Consider the following 19,827-nt stretch of genomic DNA (forward strand, 5'->3'; position numbering starts at 1 on the left):
GGAATAACTGATAAGCTGACGACTACAATCACGTTGATGTTGGAGATGCCCTTTGCTGACCACAATAATTTATCGCAGCCATATCTCGGATGACGTTCCTGTTAAGACGCTACCCGGAATGGTGGATGATGCCAGCATACTGAATGCGTCTCATGATGTGACAGGTATTCTGTTGTTCAATGGCACGCATTTTTTCCAGTTACTGGAAGGCCCGGAAGAGGGCGTGCTTGCCATTTATCAGCGCATTTGTGCTGATCGACGTCACCATAACCTGGTCGAGTTGATGCGTGATTATGCGCCCTCGCGTCGGTTCGGTAATGCCGGCATGGAATTATTTGATTTACGTGAGCATGATCGTTCCACTGTGCTTCAGGCGGTGCTCGATAAAGGCACGTCGAAGTACCAGTTAACTTATGCTGACCGCGCGTTGCAGTTCCTGCGTACGTTTGTTGAGGCGCGTGAGAAAGAGAATTACTTCGAGGTATTGCCCTCCGAATACTGGGAATTCATTCCGGAAAGCACCACTGCCAGCAAGGTGACGCCTTCGGTATCGGGTATTACCTTCCGTCCCGTCGTCGATCCGCTTGCCCGTCAAGTAACGGCGATTGAGGCGATAGCGGACGCACGGCTTCGTCGTACTGAACAGCGCGATTCGTCAAAGCAGTTACATGATGCCGATCTTGACGCGGTGATTACAGCGTTCAGGATGGCCGGGCGGGCCTGCCCGGACGAGATGACGCTGTATGTCAGTCTGCTGCCTATGACGCTGGTTGTCGTACCTGATGCGGTTCAGACCATTGTTGCGGCCATAAATGCTGCAGGGCTGGTCCCTGAGCAGGTGGTGATTGGTGTCAGCGAAACGGAAGTTATTTCACGCGTGGAAGCTTTTTCGGTTGCCGTCAGGGAGCTTAAGGCTGCGGGCATCAGTCTGTCCGTCGATAATTTTGGTGCCGGTTCCGCCGGGCTCTCGTTATTGACACATATTCAGCCCGACCGGATTCGCATTGACTCAAGTATCACTTCCGATGTTCACCGCAGTGGTCCGAAACAAGCCGTGGTTCAGGCCATTATAAAATGTTGCTCTGCCTTAGAGATTACGGTCATTGCTGCCGGCATCGTGAAAGCGGAGGAGTGGATGTGGCTGGAAGCGGCGGGCGTGATTAATTTCCAGGGCAGTTTATTTGCTCCTTCAGGTGCGCTTCATTCAGACGCGGTGGCCTGGCCGGAATATCGAAGCGCGATGTAAGGTCCGGTTAATATTATATGTCACGATAAAGACATCGTATCACTCGCAGCAGGGACCGCTGCCGTTTTGATTGCGTCAGCAGTGCTCCAGATACCGCATTCAACCTGTCCCGACTTCACGCCTGCATCAGTCATCTCGCCTTTCACATCAAATTTTTACCGTGCTCGGTTCAGACGAAGTGTGACTTTATCTAAGAGCATCAACACGCCATCGCTCGCTGAGAAGTCATGCTTAAGAGAATGCTTTCGCGATGAGAGTAAGCATGGCGCAGGAAAGTGGATCACCGTCACTTCAGTCGTGCAGTGAGGAATCCAAAGGTATTTACTCACCCATGAGCTGAGTCAATCATCTCTTTAGATATTACCTGGACAGAAAAATCGCACTTTGCGATCATATCTGCATGATCTAAAAAAAGAAAACGTCCTGGTCAATGTGAAGATGAAAGAAAACAGTCGCTTAGAATCGATAATGAATTACCTGAAAGGAAATAATCTGGTAACGGTTGAACAGCTTGTTTCGGTCACAGGCGCTTCTCCTGCCACTATCAGGCGTGATCTGATTAAACTCGATCAGGAAGGAGTGGTCAGCCGCACGCACGGGGGCGTAACGCTTAACCGCTTTATTCCATCGCAGCCGACCACGCTGGAAAAATCGTCACGGAATCAGCCTGAAAAACATGCTATTGCGCGCGTTGCAGCCACCTTCATTAAAGCAGGCGATGCTGTAATCCTTGATGCAGGGACGACGATGTTTGAGCTGGCCCGGCAAATTACCCATATGCCGCTACGTGTGATCACCAATGACTTACATATTGCGCTGTTCCTCTCCGAGTTTAAGCAGATTGAAGTAACCATCATTGGTGGGCGAATCGATGAAAGCAGCCAGTCCTGCATTGGCGATCACGGTCGAAAGATGCTGAACAATATCAATCCTGACATTGCTTTCCTGAGTGGTAATGGATGGGATATGACGAAAGGCGTGACATCGCCCACGGAAGAAAAAGCGGCTCTGAAACACGATTTGATCATCAATGCGAGGCGACGTGTTTTGCTGGCAGACAGTTCAAAATACGGTGCCTGGTCTCTTTTCAATGTGGTTCATCTGGATGCGCTGACGGATATTGTCACTGACGCTAATCTGGACGCAGACGTCAGGAAAGCGCTCCTGTCCAGCAGCGTGCCTGCGTTGACTATCGCTCATCCTGCCTGAGTTGCCTGCATTATTTTGCCAGTAACAACTTACAAAAACTGATGGGCGCAGAAGCCGCAACGATGTGGCCCAGAGAAATGCGGTCAACCCGCGTTTTCTGACTCGCCCGGTGGCGGCTGAAAACGGTGATCGCGTGTTGTGATGATTAGGGTCTCGCTTAAAACACGCGCTTGTCGCATCACATCAGTGATTCAGTAAGTGCAGAGCCGGGACAGATGCTAACAACCACAATGGACGGCATCGGTATGCGTTGACGATGAAAAGTGACCGAATCGCTTATCTTTCTGCAGAGCGGGTGGTCACGTCACTCTCATCATGGCTGCGCCAGTCAGTGTCTCGAATCAAACTAAACATGGATAGATGAAGTGTTGATGCTACGGGGTGAAGAGCAGGGCTGACGAAGGGATGATCAGTGCGTAACATGAGTCTCGCAGCGTTGACATGAATGAAGGTGAACGGGGGCGTGCCAGGACGGGGATTTACAGATGTGTAAGTATGAATGCGTCACAACGGTTATTCTTCCATTGATGGTCTGAGGTAGAGCGGCGTATCGCCTTCTTCGTAGTGTTTCGGATGCCACACCATCGCGCCATTTTCATCGCCAATAAACGTCATACCTAATGGTTCAATGATCGCATAGGGCTGTGCGAACGCAGCACGGTAAACCCGTATCTCTTTCGCCATTGCCACAACCTGTTCTGAAAATTCGTCGGGGTGGCTGAGAATGTAATTCAGTTGATCGTCAGTCAGCATACTTCATTTCCTGAGCAACCCAGACCTGCTGGCGCCAACTGGCAGGGTTGTTTAACCTGTTAATCGAGTTCAGCACTGGCATTGTTCCGCCAAGGCAATAAGTGTACCAATTATCAGCGTGTCAGCCCATCATTACCGTCAGGACGTCGTTTAATAAGCGAAAAGAAAAGCTGTTCAGCATACCGTAGCCGGCGATAGCGGGCTAACGTCCATTTCCTTATGCTTTCAGCCAGAAGTCTGCTGACATTTATCGTGTCTGCCGACACTAAGATGCCTGAACTGTTCTGTATTCCTCGCGCCATCACGAAGCCCCGACCGTGTTTGTTAATCTTTGCTTCCATAACTTTACATTTTGCATTTAATTAACGCCTGTGCCGTCGGGATGTTTTGCCATTATTAAGTTCTTATCTCTGACAAAAAAGCTTAAGTAATATTTCATAAAGGCAGTCTTACAGGCGCGCAACAGGTAATAACTGAATGCGCATTCATTACTGCGAGAGGCAGCCTGTGACAAGATGAAGCGTTGGGAGAAAAAATCGCTTAATGTGGACCAATACCCTTAATGGGTTAAGCGGATCGATTATTGTGCCTGAACATTGACAGCGATGTCGTCTCCGCACCAAAAGTGACGCCTGCGTGTCGGGCATAATGCAGAACGTTGTGACATTTACGGTTAAAAATGACTTAAAACCTTTTCTTGCATGTTATACAGTCTCGCATGGCCTCTTGTTTGCTATAAATTGTCGGTCAATGTGGCGCTAAATATTTAAAATTAGGCTAAATTGTTTTCTGCGTTTTGCACCCGCACATGGGGAGGCTGTTGTGCACGATAATCAAAGTGGCAATGAAGAAAATCGTCTTAAAGCGGTTAAAGCACTTTTGTCACCTGATGTAACCAGGGATGAGGTGCTGGAAAAATTTGTACAGCTTGCCGCGCAGGCACTCGGCATTTCGGGCAGTTTTATCTCAATTATTGACGACAAAAATCAATACATTAAAGTTTCCCGCAACTTCAATCTTAAAGCGTCGTCACGTGATGTTTCCTTATGTCGACATGTTATTGATGGCGACGGCCAACTGGTCATTCAGGATACACTGCAAGACAATCGGTTCTCTTTCCATCCGTTAGTGGAAGGCGAGCCGCATATCCGCTTCTATGCGGGCGTGTCATTATGTAATGTTGAAGGGTTGGTTCTGGGCACGTTATGCGTCACAGATACGCAACCCCATACCTTTAACGATGCGCAACTCGAAACCTTAAAGTCGTTAGCGAGGCTGGTCACCTCATTTCTGGATGCCTGGAATCTGGCCAGTTTTACTGACCTGATTACGCATCTTCCTAATCGCCCGCGGTTGTTGCGTGATATGCAGCAGCTGGCCGTGAGCAATCCTGATCGACGCTTCCGCCTTATTCTTATCGACTGCATTGATATTCCGCATGCTTATGAACTCTCGCGCACCTTTGGTATTGCACCGGTAGAAAACCTGCTCCGGCGAATCGCCGGCCTGGTTAGTGCGCGCCTCGAACTTGAGTCCGATGATATGCTTTATTCATTTGCACCGGGTCGGTTTGCCCTCATCCAGCCCCATCTTGAAAGGTACACGGCACAAAGCACGATTGATGTTCTCAGGGATTTGAAGGCGGATTTAGCGGACAATATCACGATTGATATCGACGTTTATGCAGGTGAAACAGAATTTGTTTCCCGAGAGATAGATGCCAATGAAATCGTTCGTCAGGCGGTAAGCGCACTGCATGAATGCATCTATCAGAACTGCGGTGCCATGACCTTCGATCATGCTTATGATTCGCGCCGCACGGATGATTTTCTCATCATGAATGATTTGGCACAGGCGCTGAAAAAAGACGAAGGTCTTTATCTGGCTTATCAGCCCAAAGTGTGTTTAAAAACCGGCAAAACCGTGGGGCTGGAAGCGTTGATCCGGTGGCATCATCCGGAACGAGGCGAGCTGTTCCCTGCCGATTTCGTTCCCCTGGCTGTAAAAACAAACCTGATCTCGGTGCTGACGGACTGGGTCATCGATCGTGTCATCGTTCAACTCAAAACGTGGAAACAGGAATATCAGTTAATTCCTGTCTCAGTTAACGTCAGTGAACGTGACTTTTCACGCCCCGGCTTTGCGGCAGATTTGGCCAGTAAAATGCAGGCTGCTGATTTGCCTACGTCCTTTATGGGCGTGGAGTGCCTTGAAAATGAACTCATTACAGAAAGCCATGTTGCTATAAACGGCCTGGAAGCGCTGAGAACCGAGGGGTTTGTTATCTCTCTGGATGATTTTGGCACAGGCTACAGCAACATCAGCTATCTACAGGAAATTCCCTTAGACGTTATCAAAGTTGATATGTCTCTGATTAACCGCATGGACAACGATCAGGCGTCCAGAGTGATTGTCAGAAGCATTATTCAGATGTTGAAGGAGCTGAATTATACGGTTCTGGCGGAAGGGGTCGAAACCGAAGCGACGCTGAGTCTGCTGAAGCAATATGGTTGCGACCAGATTCAGGGCTACTTTTTTTCTAAACCGCTGCCAGCCAGCGAGATTGAACACTGGCTGCTGCAAAAATAACCGGACCAAAAGGCGACAGTATTATCTGTCGCCTTATCCCTTTAAATGCTTCACCGCCGTCGCGTCTGGTCACGTCTCGTGGCTGCACACCGACTCAATTCAGATCGCGCCCATTGCTGGCAATGACTTTCTTGTACCACCAGAACGATTTTTTCCGTCGTCTTTCCAGCGTCCCGTTACCGTGGTCGTCCCGATCAACATAGACAAAACCATAGCGCTTGCTCATTTCACCGGTTGAAGCCGCCACCAAATCAATGCAGCCCCATGTGGTATAACCCAGTACGGGAATACCGTCGCCAATCGCATCAGCCATGGCGCGAATATGCTCACGCAGGTAGCTGATACGATAATCGTCTATGATTTCGCCTTCTGGTGTTAACTCGTCACGTGCACCCAGACCGTTCTCGACTAAAAACAGCGGCTTCTGATAGCGGTCGTACATCATATTCATGGTGATGCGAAGTCCAAGCGGATCAATGCCCCAACCCCATTCACTGCGTGCGATGTGTGGATTAGTCAGCGATTTGACGACATTGGCTGCGCTGCTGTTCTGGTCATGCATATCAGCAGATGCGCAGCGAGAGGCGTAATAACTGAATGAAACAAAATCGACAGTGTTTTTAAGGATCTCCGCATCGTCTTCCGCCATAACGATCTTAATGCCTTTCTCACGAAACAGACGCGCGGAATACGCTGGGTAGGTGCCCCGTGCCTGCACATCGATAAAAAACAGATTTTCACGATCCTTTTGCAGTGCCGCCCAGACATCGTCGGGTTTACTTGACCAGGGATAAAAATTGCCGCCGGCCAGCATGCAGCCTACCTGGTTGGCCGGGTTGACCTCATGAGCAATTTTCGTTACCAGCGCACTGGCAACCAGTTCATGATGGGCGGCCTGATATTTAACCTGCTCGGTGTTTTCACCCGGTTCAAACACCAGCCCAGCGCCTGAAAACGGACTATGCAGCATGATGTTAATTTCATTGAAGGTAAGCCAGTATTTCACAAGGCCGTCGAATGCCTCAAAACAGCTTCGTGCATAGCGTGCGAAAAACGCGATCATTTTACGATGACGCCACGATCCATATTCCGTTACCAGATGCATCGGCACATCAAAATGGCACAGCGTCACCAATGGCTCAATGCCATAGCGACGACATTCGGCAAACAGATCACGGTAAAACGCCAGCCCCTGCTCGTTAGGCGTTAATTCATCCCCACGAGGGAAAAGTCGGCTCCAGGCGATAGAGGTGCGAAAGACGGTGAATCCCATTTCTGCCATCAGCGCAATATCTTCACGATAGCGATGATAAAAGTCGATAGCGGTATGGCTGGGATAAAATTCATCATCGCGCAGTGTGACGCGTTTTTCCTGCCCCAGTTTCACCGGCATGCGTGCCGGGCCAAGCGGTAACATGTCAACGGTCGTTAATCCTTTCCCGCCTTCAAGAAAGGCGCCCTCTGACTGGTTTGCGGACAGGGCACCGCCCCATAAAAATCCTTCCGGGAATACTGACTCAGACATGACATCCTCTTTGATACTGTAATCATTAATTAACTGGCGTTAACCGCGTTCGCTTTTTCTGCGGTGACGACGGACGAGGGCGCAGACGGCTGGGTCGTTTCAGGGATATCTTCAAACCCCAGAATGAGAGTAAGAATGAACGACAGCACGACAGAAAGCACCATTACCGCCACGACCCAGACAATCGACAAGGGGTTGGACGGATCAAAAAACTGCACGCTGGTAAATAATCCTGGCGAAGCCATTGAATGGCTGGCAAGCCCGCCGATTCCGGCAACGGCACCGCAGATAAAGCCACTCATCAGGCTGGCGATTAATGGGCGTTTCAGGCGCACGGCGACACCGTAAAGAGCAGGCTCAGAAATACCGGCCACAATAGCGGAGGCCGCGGCTGCAAGCGCCGTTTGGCGTAATTCGCGGTTTTTCGTTTTGAAGGCGACGGCCAGCGACGAACCGCCAAGTGATAAGTTGGCCCCAATTTCTGAAGGCATCACCATGCCTTCTTTACCTGTTTCTGCAATCGTCTGGATGATGGTAGGGGTAAAAACCCGGTGCATGCCGGTCATTACCAGTAGCGGCCACAGCCCGCCCATGATGGCCACGGAAAGCCAGCCCAGATAGCCGTGAATGGTGTAGACCAGCGCAGAGATACCGCTGCCGATCCAGATGCCAATGGGACCTATTAATACAATCGCAATCGGTGCCGCAATCAGCACAATCAGCATCGGCTTGAGGAAGTTTTTGGTGACGGCAGGCGTAATCCGATCCACGCCACGTTCGATATGGGACAGAATCCACGTCATCACGAGGGCGGGGATTACCGTATAGGTATATTTCACCGCTGTCACCGGAACAGAAGCAAACTCGACATGCTGGCCTTGAGCTGCTTTGGCCATTAAATCGATGAAAGTGGGGTGCACCAGGACGCCGGCAATAGCAATCGCCAGTGACATATTGGTTTTAAATTTCAGTGCGGCAGAAGCCGCTACCATGACCGGTAAAAAGAAGAATGCCCCATCCCCGATAACGTTCAGGATGATCAGCGTGGACGAGCCTTTGTCAAAAACGCCCGCCATATCCAGAATCATGGCCAGCAGTTTGACCATCGATCCGCCAATGATCGCCGGAATCAGTGGTGACATGGTACCGACAAGCGCATCGAGAATACCGGCACCAATGCTTTTCAGCGTGATACGACGTTTAACTGGCGCAGCGCTTTCAGCCTGCGGTTGACCGAGCGCCAGAACGGCCTGATAGGCTTTGGCAACATTATTCCCGATGATCACCTGATACTGTGTATCGGTATGCACGACGCCCATGATGCCGTTGACGGCCTTCAGGGCCGCCAGATCGACACTGTCGTCGTCTTTCACGACAAAACGCAGGCGCGTCATACAATGCGTAATGGCGCTAATGTTGTTCAGGCCACCTAAGGCGGTAACGATAGCCTGTGAAATCCCGGCATAATTTCCTGACATGATGTTTCTCTCGTAGGGTAGAGGGAAGTGCGTTCTGGTTTCCGCTCATGACGGCTGTCTTATTGTTTTACGTCTTTCGCCAGGGGAACGTTGCGTGACCACTGACGATCGGCACGGCAAAATAGGAAACCGGTTTCACAAAATCATGAGGCTGTTTTGGGGCTGACACAAGCGCCAATAATCACCCTGTGTTATTTCTGTGATTAAGGTCACTGTCAATGATCTGGCGCGCCCTGTGGGCTGGCGTGTAAATATTTTAAATAATGAAAGACTTAGGTAGACTGCTTTCAGGCTGAGAATTCTGGCGATCCTCATATGACAACGATTTCAGAAGTGGCAAAACGCGCTGGTGTCTCAAAAGCAACGGTTTCCCGGGTGTTGTCGGGCAACGGTTACGTCGGCAAAGAGAAACGTGAACACGTTTTGCAGGCTATCGCTGAGACAGGCTATCGGCCCAATTTACTGGCCCGTAATCTGGCAAATAAAAGTACACAAACCATAGGGCTGGTGGTGACTAACACACTGTACAGCGGCAATATTTTCAGCGAGTTAATGTCGCATTCCGCCAGGATTATGGAGCAGCAGAATCGTCAGTTAATTCTGGCTGACGGGAAGCACACCGCCGCTGAGGAGCGCGCGGCGATTCAGTTTTTGCTCGATCTACGCTGCGATGGCATCATCATCTATCCGCGCTTTCTGAGTATTGATGAACTGGATGCTATTATTTCCGACCACAAACAACCCATTCTGGTAATCAATCGCCGCCTGCGCATTCATGAAAGTTTTTGTGTATTCAGCGACCAGCAGGCAGCAGGGCGGCTGGCTGTCAATCATCTGCTTGAACAGGGGCATCGTGATATCGCGTTTATCACCGGCTCGCTGGATTCTCCTACCAGTCAGGAACGACTTTCCGGTTATCAGGCTGCATTAAGCGCGGCGGGCATTGCGCCTAATCACCAGCTGATTGTGCAGGGTAAGTGGACTGCACAAAGCGGCATGCTGGCGGTCAAATCCCTGCTCGCCGGCGGCGAGTCTTTCAGCGCTATCGTAGCCAGCAACGATGAAATGGCAATTGGCGCCATTAAACAACTCACGGAAAACAACATTGCCGTACCGGCCAGAGTTTCGGTGATAGGTTTTGATGACATCCCGCTGGCTCCGTATGTGATTCCCTCGCTCTCCAGCATGAAGTTTCCGGTTACCGACATGATCAATGAAACTATCAACCGGCTGGTCGCCATGCTTGATGGCGGCGAGTTAATGCAGCGTAAGCCTTTTATCGCCAGTCTGGTTTCGCGCGATTCTGTCAGCGTCGCACCCTGAAACCGTCAGCCACCTTTAAGCGATCGTCACTGGTATCACCTCGGTGCCTTGCTCTGTAAGCCGGTTCACGGTATCCGCGGGCAACCCGTGTTCCGTGATGACATGACGCGGCGCATAACCGGGCGATAAAGGATAGGGATAAAGCTGTCCGAATTTACTGCTGTCTGTCAGGACATAGCTCTCAGCGTCTTTTGCTAGGACAGCGTCCACCACGTCACACCGTAGCATGTCGCGACCGGTAAAACCGGTTTCCGGGTGCCAGCCATCAACACCAATAAACGCTTTATGAAAGTGGGTCTGCTGAATGCAGTAACGCGTCAGTGGCCCGGTCATCGATTCACTGCTCTTTTGTAACCGGCCTCCCAGCACAATGACCTCACAATCGGCTTCTTTCAACAGATGAGCGATATAGTGACTGACGGTGATAAGCGTCAGATTTTTTCGACCGGCAAGCGCAAGTGCCAGTAAGGCATTCGTACTGCCGCCCTCGATAAAAACTGATTCGCCCTCATTGACGCGTCCGGCGGCATAACGGGCCAGAGCCTGTTTGATGCTGAAACGTGTGTTCATCCGTGTGCTCACATTATCACTGTCCAGCGCGACGGCTGCACCGTGAACGCGACGTAACACGCGCTGCTGTTCAAGTTGTGTTAAATCCTGCCGTATCGTCACCTCAGACACACTGACAACGCGAGCCAGTTCACTGACGGTGATGCTGCCACGCGCATTGACCAGTTCGATAATTTTTTCCTGGCGCGTATTCATACCGGCTCCCTTTATCCTACTGAACCAAAGCGGGCATTAACCCGCTTACTCTTTTTTATCAGGACTGGCACAGGCTGCGTTTCCCGAGTGGGTTAAGGTCGGCCAGGGTAAAGCGATTCTTCCAGTCAGCTTCGTAATGCTCCGGTGGGAAGTCCGCAGGGGAATGACCTTGCTTCAGCGCATGCGCCACATGATGCGCATACGCGTGGTTTTTATCGCACATCGGCGCAGCAGGAATATACATCACATTTCCCGAGCCTTGTTGGTTTTCGACCGGCGCGACTGCGTGAATAAGGTCACAATGCCACCAAACGGAATCGCCGGCGGTAATAGCCGGTACCGGGCATAAGCCCTTCATCAAATGGGGATGCCATTTTTCATTAACAGGCAGGACGCGGCCGGGTGCGACACCGCACAGTTCATCTTCCGGCACATCGGAGAGCAGTGGACGTAACAGAAGATAGGCCATTGCCATGGGGACGGGCACAACGTGAAGTAAACCCTGACCCGGGATCATATCGGACAGCGCGGTCCAGCCCTGGAAAGTGCGGAAGACAGAACATTTTGTGGTGTCCGGTACATCGTATTCATCGACGTCGCTGCGGTGAGCGGCGTTCCAGGGATCGTAGCGATCAATATCCCCGTTAAAAACGGCGTGAAAGACGCGTTGATAAGCAGGCAACAGCCACCGTTCCAGCGCGCCTGAATCGGTATGCGCACCCAGTCCCTTTGACGTGGTGCCCGGTAGCCGTCGACGAATTCGGTCTGGATAGAGGATATTCACGTCAGGATCAAACCATCGCTGCCCCTCCGCTTCATAGGTCCATAACCGGTTCAGAAACGACTGTACCTGATGCATTTCCGGGCGTTGACGGGCCTGCATTTGAGCCTGAGACCAGTAAATGGGGTAAATCTCTGGACGGGATGCCTCAAGACTGCCAAAAAAATTGTCTCCTGGCCCGCGGTACTGTGCATCAAACTGGTTTTCATCCAGATAACGCAACATGTCGGCGTCCCAGGCCAGTGCCTGCTCACGGGGGAAATGCTGCCTGACGACGACACAGCCGCGCCGCTTGATTCGCGCCCGCGTTTCCGGTGAAACCGTGCCTGAGGCTATCGCCTCGCCCGTGACGATGGGCCAGGCGCTCCCGGTTTGAGCCTCTTCCTGCCTCGCTTCGGCAATGGCCTCTTCTGTTTTCTGACAGACTTGCCGAAATACGCGCTCAACGTCACCGATCTGCTCACGTGCGCGCTGCTTAAAGTCACGGATAGAGGCAGAGATGTCCTCAGGAAGTGGGGTGTAGTGAAGTCCTTCGCGCATAGATTAACCTCTCAACAGATGATGTCATTTCGAATGAAATTTATATAACCTTCATTCGAAGGTGGTAGTCATTATTAACAGAGCTTTAACTTTCAATCTGGGCGCGACGGCACAATTTGCCATAACAGGCGGAAATTCAGCGTTTGTAACTTTCAATAATCCTTACAGCGAGTAAGCTTAACCACACAGTTAGCCTGTTAAGGCCGGGAGCAAAGGGGGAGTAAAATGGCAGTAAGGATGATTGCAGTGGATATGGACGGTACCTTTCTTGATGAAAACAAGCAGTACAATGTCCAGCGCTTTTCACGCCAGTATGCTCTGCTCAAAGAAAAAGGTATTCATTTTGTGGTCGCCAGCGGCAATCAGTATTACCAGTTACAGCGATATTTTCCTGACATCAAAAATGAAATTGCCTTCGTGGCAGAAAACGGTGCGTGGGTGTCGCATGGCGATGAAGTGATATTTTGTGGCGAGCTGGCAAAAGAAAGGGTACACAGCGTACTCGATATTCTGGCCAGAGAACCGGATATCAGCGTCGTTGTTTGTGGCCGCAAAAGCGCTTATGTTCACGCGTCCATGCCGGATAGCGTGATCGGCATGCTAAAAAATCATTATTACCGACTCGAGAAGCGCGACAACCTTTACGATATTGATGACACTGTCTTTAAGTTCTCGCTCAATCTGGCGCACGAAGGGATTGAAAGCCTGATGACGCGTTTGCATACCCAATTGGGCGAAATCGATCACATCATGCATCCCGTTTCCAGCGGTTATGGCTTTATTGACCTGATTATTCCGGGTTGCCATAAAGCGCACGGTATCGCTTTGCTTCAGCAAAAATGGGGCATTAGCGATTGTGAAGTGGTGGCTGTCGGCGACAGCGCGAATGATATCGAGATGTTACGTCAGGCCTGCTTTAGTTTTGCAATGGCCAATGCGGGTGAGGCTGTCTCGGCTGTCGCGCGTTTTAAAACCGAGAGTAATACGGACGAGGGCGCGCTGAATGTGATTGCCCGCGTTCTGGCTCGTGAATTTCCATTCGACTGATTTCACTAATCAGATATCAACCAACCCAAATCACGTCTTGCGGAAACCACAGGTGACGTTGTCACTTGTAGCGATGTTTTCAGGGGCTGCTCACTCATCGTGAGCAGCCCCTGACGAGCCTGAACGTAAGCTGAGCATCAACGAGGCATAATATAGTTACAACATACTTTAAGCGTTTTAGGTTATCCCCGGGATTAACCTATGTGCCTGTTTCGCCTGCCAGATGCAAGGGCTGGCCCGATGCATATCGGGCCATGGAAGGTTAGCGATCGGCTTTATTTTCATCAACACCGGAGGGATCGTTTTCAGCCTCTGACTGCCAAGGCTTCAGGAGCTGAATATCCAAAATGACATAAACCATCGTACTGATAAACAGTGAAATGACGCTACCAAACACACCGCTGGTAGTGAAGGTAAGGTAGTTATAGATGATTAACCATGTGAGGCAAATGAACATCGCGAGCGCCAGCATGATGGATGAAAGCGAGTAGTTGCTGGTACCCGCGCCTTGCTGATGCGTCAGTTTAAATACATGACCTGTGGTATACCTTTCCAGAATCAAAAGTGTTCGTTGCCAGTTACGGCGTTGACGTGAACCCGCGCGCACAAGAAACAGGTAAAGCACAGAAATAAAAAAGCCGGAAAAGGCGATAAGCACCGGCACGGCTTCTAACGCGTATTCAATACTTTTGTGACTCGCCCCGGCGGGACTCAGGTCCAGCGTCAGCGATGCACCCAGCGCCGCATAGAGAAAAACGAACAGGGCCAGAAACGTGATCGTCCGTTTCCAGTCTGCCTCAGCCTCATGATTTTTTTGCTGTAGCGCGACAGTATAAGCGCGATCAATGTGTTCAGCGTGGGGAGAGTGCATCTCAATGACGTCAACGGGTTCGTCCAGAAGTGCGGTGATAAATGCTTTGTGATCGTCAGGCAGGGGGATTTTCATTATCCAGATTCTCGTTGTTAATTTTCGCTTATTTTAGCTGTCCTGAGACGAAATGATACTCACGTTCCCGGTTAAAATGCGTTAAAAGGCAAGCAAATGCCTTTTGTTCATCCGGCTTGTTGTACACTGCCGATGATCCCACGACGAGGAAAGCGACGATGAATGACAAGAAAATGATTTCCATCGATCAGTTCAGTGATGAAGAGCGACTTGCCGTCAATGAAATGCTTCATCATTTGATTGAAAAATACCGCCAGCGTACGGGTAAAGAACCGGACGTCAAAAAAGAGAAAGCGCTTAACCTTGAAGCGCGTCAGCAGGTGATGGCGGATAAATTGCTTAAAGAAAAGTTAAAAGCAGAAAAGGAAAACAAAAAACCTGTCCGAAAAAAGAAACCGTCCTCACTGACTGCCAGTGAAGTCAGCGATTTTAACTGGTCTGCGTCGGTCGCGAAGGGCCGCAGGAGATAGCGGCAATGTATTGCTAAATTGACAGCCTGATGCATGACAATGAGATGATGTTGCGCGTTAGGCTTAAACGTATTTTTTTAAATGCTGGCAGCTAACATTTTTTTCTCACCAGAAAAAATAATAAATAAAGCGGAAAGAATCTTAAAAAGTCATGCTGCCTGCTCTTTTTGTAGATAAACTGCGTTATATAGACTGCTAATTACGCCTTCGAATGACCTATTACTCACCCGATGATAATCATCTCAAAATGCGATCGACGCGATTTGTTCGTCGCATGTTCGCAATGCGCCAATTAGGGACGATTTTATGTGCCATGCCAATCGCTTCTGTATTAGTCGAACAGGGTCACGGCATCTCTATTTTTGCGTTACTGATCGGTAATGTCATCGTCTGGCCGTCTCTGGCCTATCGCCTTGCGGCTTCCGCGCGTGATTCAACCGCGAGGGAAAGAATAAATCTGACGCTTGATGCGGCGTTTGGCGGTATCTGGGTCGCGTTGCTGGCGCTGAGTCCCATGCCGTGTTTTGTGATCATGGCAGTATTAATTTCCGACCGTTACGCAGCAGGCGGCTGGCCACAGCTCCTGTCCGCCTTTCAGTCATTTCTGTTTGCCTTTCTTCTGGTCTGGACGCTTGAAGGCGCGCCGGTATCAATGACATTCAGCCTGCGTACAGTCTGGCTGACATTACCGCTGGCGACCTTTTATATGCTGGCGTTAAGCGTCGTATCCCATAATCTGACGTATATGCTGCGTCAAAAAAATCGCGAGCTTGAACGCATTGCATTAATGGATCCGGGTCTGCAAATTCCTAATCGACGTCTTTTTGAACGTCGACTCGAAAGCGAATTTCTGCGTACCCGCCGTGGAGACAGTAAAGCCTACCTGATCATGATCGATGTTGACCATTTCAAACATGTTAACGATACCTATGGTCACGAAGCAGGGGATTTTCTTCTGGCGGAAATTTCGGGTTTATTACGTGACAGTGTGGGAATGAAAGACACACCGGCGCGGTTCGGTGGCGATGAACTGGGCGTCATTGTCCGTGATGCTGATGACGCTGGTATTGTCAGACTCGCTGAGCATATTCAGTGGCGCATTGCGCAGTTACGGTTGCCTGCTTCGCCCGATTTTACCTGTTCAGTCAGTATTGGTATTGCCTGTGCAGAAAAAGCCAGTTCGATACACGAATGGTTGCGCCGTGCCGATGAAGCGTTATATGACGTTAAGCGTTCGGGACGTAATGGTTTGAAGTTATGGCGAGGTCTTTAAGCACAGGGCGCGATATCTTATACCGCAAAAATAAAGCCGCCTGTTAAAAGCGGCTTTATTGACTCAGATAGCGGGATAATCGCCCGTTCCCTCGGGCCAGGGCGTGAGCAGGTCAAAACCCGTGTCGGTAACGGCAACGGTATGCTCCCACTGTGCGGAGAGTGATCGATCCTTCGTGACTACCGTCCAGCCATCGGAAAGCACGCTGGTGCCCGCTTTTCCGGCATTGATCATCGGCTCGATAGTAAAAATCATACCAGCTTTCAAGGGCATCCCTTCACCGGGCGTACCGTAATGCAAAATTTGTGGGTCGGTATGATAAATCTCGCCGACGCCATGACCGCAATATTCTCTGACAACCGAAAAGCCGGCATTTTCAGCAATGCGCTGAATGGCTGCCCCGATATCGCCTAAGGTCGCGCCAGGACGGACAGTTTTAATACCGGCAACCAGCGACTGATAAGTGATATCGACCAGGCGTTTGGCGCGCACGGACGGTGTGCCAACAAAATACATGCGGCTTGTGTCGCCATACCAGCCATCTTTAATAATGGCGACATCGATATTCACGATATCACCGTCTTTCAGTTTTTTTGCCGCAGGGATGCCGTGACAGACAACGTGGTTTACAGAGGTGCAGGTGGTTCGCGTATAACCGTGATAACCGATATTAGCCGGCGTCACGTTGAGTTCATTGACAATAAAATCGTGGCAAATATCGTCCAGCTCTTCCGTCGTAATGCCTGGACGAACGTGCGGTGTGATCATGGCCAGCACCTGTGCTGCAGCATGACCTGCCGCGCGAGCTTTTTCGATTTCTTCGGCGGAATGTATTTTCACTGTTCCCATTACACTTCTCCCTGTGAGGCCAGGTCACTCTTAGGCAGCACCTGGCGAATATCGGCACCGCCGTTCATTTCTATACGAATGAGCGTTTGCGCCAGTTCATTTTGCGTTAACTGCGGATAGAGCTCGGCCAGCATGCCCAGTTTTAACCAGTGCTCAGCCTGCGAGTTGATCGAGCGGCTCATTGCCTGACTGGCAATACGAAGATTCTCATGCATCACGTCGGATATTTTTACGATGCCCATATTCATCCTGTATATAAAGTGTATGCGTTTTATATACAGGGTAATGCCTGCAGTGGAAATTGCAATGAAAATTCCTGGGCATCTTAAAATGTGTGAAATTTACACGACGTTCATCTGTATTTTTCACACCAACTCAAATTTATATTTTAGTGTGAAAGCTCATAATTCTAGCTATTGGACGATTCAATACATTGCCAGGCAACCTGCAATCGGCGTGATACTCAGTTGGGCACCTGTAATTTTTGCGCCCCTGCCAGCAGTTGCTCCAGCACGTCAATACGATGCCGGTGTGGTGTTGTGATGGCAAAGAAGCGCTCCTGCAGTTCGTCTGACTGGCCCACGGAGACAAGAATGCCGGCGCGTAGCTCATCCTGAACCACAACCTCGGGCAACACGGTGAGCCAGCCGCTGTCGCGGGCGATCAGACGCAGCATCGCCATGTCGTCCACCTCGGCTCGCAGTCTTGGCGTCACGCCGGCCTTAGAACATAAAGCATCAAATTGCGCACGCAGGGCATGGCGCGGGCCGGGCAGGGCAATCTCCACGCCATCCAGGTCTTCCGGGATGCGCAGGCTTTGTGACGCCCATTTGCTCGCGGGGCCGACGACGGAGATAGACTGGCTGCCCAGGAACACGCAGCGCAACGGACGATCGGGATCGGCAGGTACTGTCTCATTAGCCAGCACCACATCCAGCTTATGCTGCGTCAGCCTGACCAGCAGGCCCTCCAGTAATCCGGACTCCAGTGTCAGTACTATGGCAGGGTCGGTAAGCGCGGGCCGAATCCAGTTTTCCTGATAATTTCGCGACAGCGTTGCCACGCTGCCCACGCGTAACCGTGTAACACCGGCTGACGTGCCTTTTAACCGTCCCAACATCTCCTGGCTCAGACCAAAGATGTTGTCGGCATAGGCCATAACCAGCTGACCTGTGTCTGTCAGCATCAGACGGCGACCTTTACGGATTAACAAACTTTCTCCAAGTCGATCCTCCAGTTGCCGAATTTGCACCGAAACGGCCGATTGCGAGGTGGCCAACTCTTCGGCAGCCCGCGTCAGATGCCCAAGCCTGGCCACGCGCCAGAAATAATAAAGGTGATGAAAATTCAACTGGTTGAGGTTCATTGTTCGTTTTTTAATATTTAAATGTGCAAATAAATATATTTTACAGAATAGTTCAGGTCAATGATCATACGGCTAATTAAGCGTATGAGGGAAATACAATGAATATCCTTGATGTTCTGCATCTGGTCTGTTTTTTGGCGCCAGCATTTCTAATGGCCGCATTAGCGGGACTGACGCGGTTTAGTTGGATTACCACGCCGATGCTTTGGCGTGTATTACAGGGAGTCTCGTTGAGTACCATTGCCTTAACCGGACTGTGTCTTGCCGCGGGCATCAGTGGTGCGCAATGGACGGGCGTAATAATGGCAACCTCTTTTGGCCTGGTTTTGGCTTTACTGGTGCAAGTGCTGGGTAAGGTTATCGCTTCATTTTCTGCGCGTTACCTTGAAGGGGAAGCCAACCAGCGAGGCTATATTGGCGCACTGGCCGTTGTGCTGTGCAGCGTGCATCTGCTCGTGATCGCCGATAACTGGCTGCTGCTCATCGCGGCCTGGGCCGCAGTCGGTGTGGCACTTCAGCACTTGCTTTGCTTTTATCCCGATCGGCCTTTTGCGCGACTTGCGGCACACAAAAAGCACATTGCGGATCGCATGGCTGACGTGATGTTGCTTGGCGCTGCCGCGCTCGCCTGGTGGGATGTAGGTAGTTTCTCGCTGTCAGCTCTGGGGATGCATATCGCTCAGCATGGCATGTCGCTGTCCTTACAGGCGAGCGCCGTTCTGCTCGTAATGGCGGTCATCTTTCGTACGGCCTTGCTACCCGTGCATGGCTGGCTGATACAGGTGATGGAGGCGCCAACACCTGTATCGGCGCTCTTACATGCTGGCGTCGTCAATCTGGGGGGCTTTGTGCTTATTCGCTTCGCACCCATGTTAGATCAGGCAAACGCTGCGCGCATCCTGTTGCTGATTTTCGCGCTGGCGACCGCTGTGCTGGCAGGCATTGTCATGTTGACTCGCATCAGTATTAAAGTGCGGTTGGCCTGGTCAACCGTTGCGCAGATGGGCTTCATGCTGCTCGAATGCGCGCTTGGCCTTTATACGCTGGCGGCACTGCATCTGATTGGCCATTCACTCTATAAAGCCCATGCTTTCCTGTCGGCCTCGGAAGGTGTAAGGGACACTCGCCTGCAGGCTTTGCACCGGGCCGCTTTGCCCAGCACCCTTAGCGTGTTTTTTGCCCCCGTGCTGACAATTACCGCCGTGTTTCTGGTGCTGATGCTCTCAGGTCTTGCCGCCTGGCCCTGGTGGTGGAGTGTGGTGCTTGGTATGGCCTGGGCACCGTTACTGTGGTTACCCGAGGCTTCAGAGGGCAGGTCTGGAAAGTCGGCGCAGCTTCTTTTCGGGTGCGTCACGGTGATCGCTCTGACGACAGTTGCGCTGTCAGCACATGCGCTGCCGCTTGGCCTGCAGGATATGCCGGATGACAGTCTGGGTCTGATCGCGCTGGCAGGCATGGCGGCCCTGTATCTCTGTCAGGTGTTATTGCAAAAGCAGCCGCAACACCTGTCGCGCTTGCGTCAATGGAGCTATGCGGGTTTTTACCTTGACGAAGCCTTCACACGTCTGGCGCTGCGCTTATGGCCAGTTAACCTCACATCCCGGGTTTCTATGCACGTTGAACCTGAAGTACCAACCGCGCCTGTTGCTGACAGGCTGAGCTGAACC

17 protein-coding genes are annotated in these 19,827 nt (G+C 51.0%); 8 read left to right on the forward strand and 9 right to left on the reverse strand.

The annotated features are described in order from the left end of the window. The first annotated feature begins 52 nt into the window (after positions 1 to 52). Positions 53 to 1,246 carry a diguanylate phosphodiesterase gene (locus C1N59_RS21390; RefSeq protein ID WP_054634040.1) on the forward strand — a complete coding sequence of 398 codons (1,194 nt, stop codon included), beginning with the start codon at positions 53 to 55 and terminating at the stop codon, positions 1,244 to 1,246. Positions 1,247 to 1,684: 438 nt separating this feature from the next. Beyond that, a complete protein-coding gene (locus C1N59_RS21395; protein WP_033742616.1) occupies positions 1,685 to 2,455 on the forward strand; it encodes a DeoR/GlpR family DNA-binding transcription regulator in 771 nt (256 codons plus the stop codon). Between the two features lie 513 nt (positions 2,456 to 2,968). Here C1N59_RS21395 and C1N59_RS21400 read toward each other — a convergent pair. Continuing rightward, positions 2,969 to 3,208, reverse strand: a complete 240-nt coding sequence (locus C1N59_RS21400; protein WP_394551054.1) for a hypothetical protein — start codon at positions 3,206 to 3,208, stop codon at positions 2,969 to 2,971. A gap of 822 nt (positions 3,209 to 4,030) precedes the next feature. On the opposite strand from C1N59_RS21400, the gene C1N59_RS21405 reads away from it, so the two are divergent. Continuing rightward, complete coding sequence (locus C1N59_RS21405; RefSeq protein ID WP_394551056.1) at positions 4,031 to 5,797, forward strand: sensor domain-containing phosphodiesterase; 1,767 nt, start codon at positions 4,031 to 4,033, stop codon at positions 5,795 to 5,797. Between the two features lie 94 nt (positions 5,798 to 5,891). On the opposite strand, the gene C1N59_RS21410 is transcribed toward C1N59_RS21405, so the two are convergent. Together C1N59_RS21410 and ascF are read right to left on the reverse strand one after the other, a co-directional pair. Further along, positions 5,892 to 7,322: a 6-phospho-beta-glucosidase gene (locus C1N59_RS21410; RefSeq protein WP_394551058.1), complete on the reverse strand. Its 1,431-nt coding sequence runs from the start codon at positions 7,320 to 7,322 to the stop codon at positions 5,892 to 5,894. A gap of 29 nt (positions 7,323 to 7,351) precedes the next feature. Beyond that, positions 7,352 to 8,800 (reverse strand): PTS cellobiose/arbutin/salicin transporter subunit IIBC, encoded by a 1,449-nt coding sequence (ascF, locus tag C1N59_RS21415; protein ID WP_058702514.1) that lies wholly within the window; start codon positions 8,798 to 8,800, stop codon positions 7,352 to 7,354. Positions 8,801 to 9,115: 315 nt separating this feature from the next. On the opposite strand from ascF, the gene C1N59_RS21420 reads away from it, so the two are divergent. Next, entirely contained in the window at positions 9,116 to 10,123 is a 1,008-nt protein-coding gene (locus tag C1N59_RS21420) for a LacI family DNA-binding transcriptional regulator (protein WP_394551060.1), read from the forward strand. 15 nt (positions 10,124 to 10,138) lie between these two features. Here the strand turns inward: C1N59_RS21420 and C1N59_RS21425 are convergent, their stop codons facing one another. Both C1N59_RS21425 and C1N59_RS21430 read right to left on the reverse strand, forming a co-directional pair. After that, entirely contained in the window at positions 10,139 to 10,888 is a 750-nt protein-coding gene (locus C1N59_RS21425) for a DeoR family transcriptional regulator (RefSeq protein WP_394551062.1), read from the reverse strand. Between the two features lie 58 nt (positions 10,889 to 10,946). Next, positions 10,947 to 12,209 (reverse strand): YbiU family protein, encoded by a 1,263-nt coding sequence (locus C1N59_RS21430; RefSeq protein ID WP_394551064.1) that lies wholly within the window; start codon positions 12,207 to 12,209, stop codon positions 10,947 to 10,949. Positions 12,210 to 12,434: 225 nt separating this feature from the next. On the opposite strand from C1N59_RS21430, the gene C1N59_RS21435 reads away from it, so the two are divergent. Then, positions 12,435 to 13,256, forward strand: coding sequence for a Cof-type HAD-IIB family hydrolase (locus C1N59_RS21435; protein ID WP_033742381.1), 822 nt, complete (start codon positions 12,435 to 12,437; stop codon positions 13,254 to 13,256). Between the two features lie 262 nt (positions 13,257 to 13,518). Here C1N59_RS21435 and C1N59_RS21440 read toward each other — a convergent pair whose 3' ends face one another. Beyond that, the gene (locus C1N59_RS21440; RefSeq protein WP_006121996.1) at positions 13,519 to 14,202 is read right to left on the reverse strand and encodes a RipA family octameric membrane protein; all 684 of its coding nucleotides are present in this window, start codon (positions 14,200 to 14,202) and stop codon (positions 13,519 to 13,521) included. Between the two features lie 158 nt (positions 14,203 to 14,360). On the opposite strand from C1N59_RS21440, the gene C1N59_RS21445 reads away from it, so the two are divergent. After that, positions 14,361 to 14,672: a hypothetical protein gene (locus C1N59_RS21445; RefSeq protein ID WP_367144106.1), complete on the forward strand. Its 312-nt coding sequence runs from the start codon at positions 14,361 to 14,363 to the stop codon at positions 14,670 to 14,672. 211 nt (positions 14,673 to 14,883) lie between these two features. Beyond that, positions 14,884 to 15,945 carry a diguanylate cyclase gene (locus C1N59_RS21450; protein ID WP_367144107.1) on the forward strand — a complete coding sequence of 354 codons (1,062 nt, stop codon included), beginning with the start codon at positions 14,884 to 14,886 and terminating at the stop codon, positions 15,943 to 15,945. A gap of 63 nt (positions 15,946 to 16,008) precedes the next feature. On the opposite strand, the gene map is transcribed toward C1N59_RS21450, so the two are convergent. From map to C1N59_RS21465, 3 genes are all read right to left on the reverse strand, one after another. Further along, a complete protein-coding gene (gene map / locus C1N59_RS21455; protein WP_006121994.1) occupies positions 16,009 to 16,794 on the reverse strand; it encodes a type I methionyl aminopeptidase in 786 nt (261 codons plus the stop codon). Further along, positions 16,794 to 17,036: a ParD-like family protein gene (locus C1N59_RS21460; protein WP_367144108.1), complete on the reverse strand. Its 243-nt coding sequence runs from the start codon at positions 17,034 to 17,036 to the stop codon at positions 16,794 to 16,796. Before C1N59_RS21460 ends, map begins: the two co-directional genes overlap by 1 nt. Positions 17,037 to 17,257: 221 nt before the next feature. Next, positions 17,258 to 18,160, reverse strand: coding sequence for a LysR family transcriptional regulator (locus C1N59_RS21465; protein WP_006121992.1), 903 nt, complete (start codon positions 18,158 to 18,160; stop codon positions 17,258 to 17,260). 98 nt (positions 18,161 to 18,258) lie between these two features. On the opposite strand from C1N59_RS21465, the gene C1N59_RS21470 reads away from it, so the two are divergent. Then, complete coding sequence (locus C1N59_RS21470; RefSeq protein WP_394551067.1) at positions 18,259 to 19,824, forward strand: NADH-quinone oxidoreductase subunit L; 1,566 nt, start codon at positions 18,259 to 18,261, stop codon at positions 19,822 to 19,824. Positions 19,825 to 19,827: the final 3 nt, after the last annotated feature.

It is taken from the genome of Pantoea sp. SGAir0183 (assembly GCF_043545505.1).